Genomic DNA, 2,322 nt, shown 5'->3' with positions numbered 1-2,322 from the left:
AGAGACATGCGGGATGTGGGATCGAGATATCGGGCCTGAAGAAGGAGTACTCGAGGAAGAAGGTAGTAGATAACTTGAATCTTGAGGTCGGACGGGGAGAGCTCTTCGGCTTCTTGGGGCCAAATGGAGCTGGCAAGACCACCACCATTCGCATCCTTACCACCCTCACCAAGCCCTCGTCCGGACGGGTTTTTATCAACGGCATCGATGTGGCAAAGGACCCGTCCAGGGTGAAGTCGGAGTTTGGCGTGGTTCAGCAGCACTTGAGCCTGAACCGGGATCTGACCATCGGCGAGAACCTGGAGCTTCATGCCCGGCTGCACCACCTCCAATCCAGGGAACGAAAGGAGAGGATCGCGGAACTGCTCGATTATGTGGGGCTGTCCGATCACTCCGATCAGCTCATCGATAGCGTCTCTGGGGGAATGAAGAGGAGGGCCATGATAGCCCGGGCGCTCATCCACAGGCCCAAGCTCCTCTTCCTGGATGAGCCGACGGTGGGATTGGACGCTCAAACCAGACGCCGGGTCTGGGATCTCATCCGCAGGATGAACCTAGAAGGCTCGACGGTCTTCTTGACCACCCACTATATCGAAGAGGCCGAGGCCTTGTGTCAGCGGGTTGGAATTCTTCATCACGGCAGGCTCATAGCTCTGGGAAGCCCTCTGGAGCTGCGGCAAAGGCTGGGAATGATAGCGGTAGAGATGCAGGGGGAGGCGTGCGGCACAACTTACCGCTACTTTCCGGATCGATCAAGTGCCTCCCGGTTTATTCAGGATCTTCCAGGCTCGGAGAGGGTGGTCATGCGAGAGTCCAACCTGGAGGATGTGTTCATCGAGCTGACCGGTGAGAAGGTGATGGGAGACTAGCATGATCGATGCCTTCAGCATACTCTGGTCGGACCTGACAGCACTCAAGCGGCGCTGGCCTCGCTATCTTCTCACCACCCTGATGAGCCCGCTTCTCTATCTGGTGGCCTTTGGCTGGGGCCTGGGTCGCGGGATAGATATGAACGGAACCAGCTATCTTGATTTCGTGATACCGGGAATCATCGCTCTGACCGCCATGACCACCAGCTTCAATGGAGCCGGCACCAGGCTCAATGTCGATCGCCTCTATTTCAAGAGCTTTGATGAATGCCTCATGGCCCCGGTGGAACTGCCCTCCATTCTCTTGGGAAAAGCGCTGATTGGGGTGGTGAGGGGTATACTGAGTTCGGTAGCGTTCTTGCTCGTAGCCTTTCTCATCGCCAGGCATATCCATATCACTCTGCCCTTTGTATTAGGATTGCTGCTTAGCTGCCTGACCTTTGCCTTTCTGGGTGTTCTGGCTGCCCTGCTGGCCCGATCTCATGAGGATATGGCCACCTTTGGCAGCCTGATTCTCATGCCGATGACATTCCTGGGCGGAACCTTCTTCTCCGTCTCCCAGGTTCCCTTCGGGCTGAAGATGGCGCTGTACGCCCTTCCTCTCACCCACTCCAGCCTGTTTCTGAGGGCGGCTGCATTGGACCAGCCTCTTCCCTGGTCATCGTTCCTGGTTCTTTTCCTCTTCTTTCTGTTATTCTTGGGCGGAGGGATGATGGCCCTCAGGAGGATGAGCGTTTAGCAGAGCTATGGAAAGATTTATATCTACAATAGTTCAGGCAAATTATTGTGACGAGTTATGAATATTTTTAGAATAGGTAACAATAATAGATCTTTTGTCGTGAATCAATTATGGGTTGGTATTTAGGCCTCCCGCAGAATTTATTGAATGCTGTTTTGCCCAGAATGACCTCTCTCGGGCGTGTCCGAGAGACCGCAATCGGTAATCGAGTTCCAGAAACTTCAACCTATTTTAGGATCACGACCCAGATGGGAGACTGTGTGGCCAAATGGCTTCGCTTTCGCCCCGCTCCCTTGCCTCGCCCTGATATCCTCGAAGCACCTTGTTCTCCATCATGGAGATCGAACTCTGCCCGACCGTCTCCCTCCTCCCCGAGACCTTCAACGTCCTGGTCGCCCCGGTGGAGCTGATGGCCGGTGCTATCAACAGCCATCCTGAATTGCAGCGCTATAAGATCCTCTTCATCAGCGGCAACTACTCCCGCATCCTCAGCCGGCTGAACCGGAACATCACCGAGCTGGAAGTGCGCCGAGCCTTCACCTCCTTCCAGCTCATGACCATACTGGAGGAGAACCACCACAGCATCCTGATTGTGGAGCACGACCCCTTACTCTACGAGGACTCCCAGGAGATGGTGGGCTACCTGGCCCAGGCCCTCAAGCAGACCTCCAGAGAGGCAACCATTCTTCTCTATGCGCCTGCGCTGGATCCCCA

General features: G+C 55.3%; 3 protein-coding genes. All 3 read left to right on the top strand.

The features are described 5' to 3' along the window. The first annotated feature begins 20 nt into the window (after nucleotides 1–20). Nucleotides 21–869 carry an ABC transporter ATP-binding protein gene (locus tag BP822_RS06310; protein ID WP_286877993.1) on the top strand — a complete coding sequence of 283 codons (849 nt, stop codon included), beginning with the start codon at nucleotides 21–23 and terminating at the stop codon, nucleotides 867–869. A gap of 1 nt (nucleotide 870) precedes the next feature. Beyond that, nucleotides 871–1,608: an ABC transporter permease gene (locus tag BP822_RS06305; RefSeq protein ID WP_013719765.1), complete on the top strand. Its 738-nt coding sequence runs from the start codon at nucleotides 871–873 to the stop codon at nucleotides 1,606–1,608. A gap of 334 nt (nucleotides 1,609–1,942) precedes the next feature. Further along, nucleotides 1,943–2,322 (top strand): hypothetical protein (locus BP822_RS06300; protein WP_286877992.1); only part of this gene is annotated, 380 nt, incomplete at its 3' end.

This window comes from Methanosaeta sp. UBA458, from assembly GCF_002496085.1.
Lineage (GTDB): Archaea > Halobacteriota > Methanosarcinia > Methanotrichales > Methanotrichaceae > Methanothrix > Methanothrix soehngenii.
The sequence above is the reverse complement of the archived record's forward strand: the minus strand, read 5'-3'. Positions and strand labels throughout refer to the sequence as shown.

Bases quoted from the DNA above. Each gene is read 5' to 3' on its own strand.
- BP822_RS06305 (WP_013719765.1), top strand. From the start codon at position 871: ATGATCGATGCCTTCAGCATACTCTGGTCGGACCTGACAGCACTCAAG.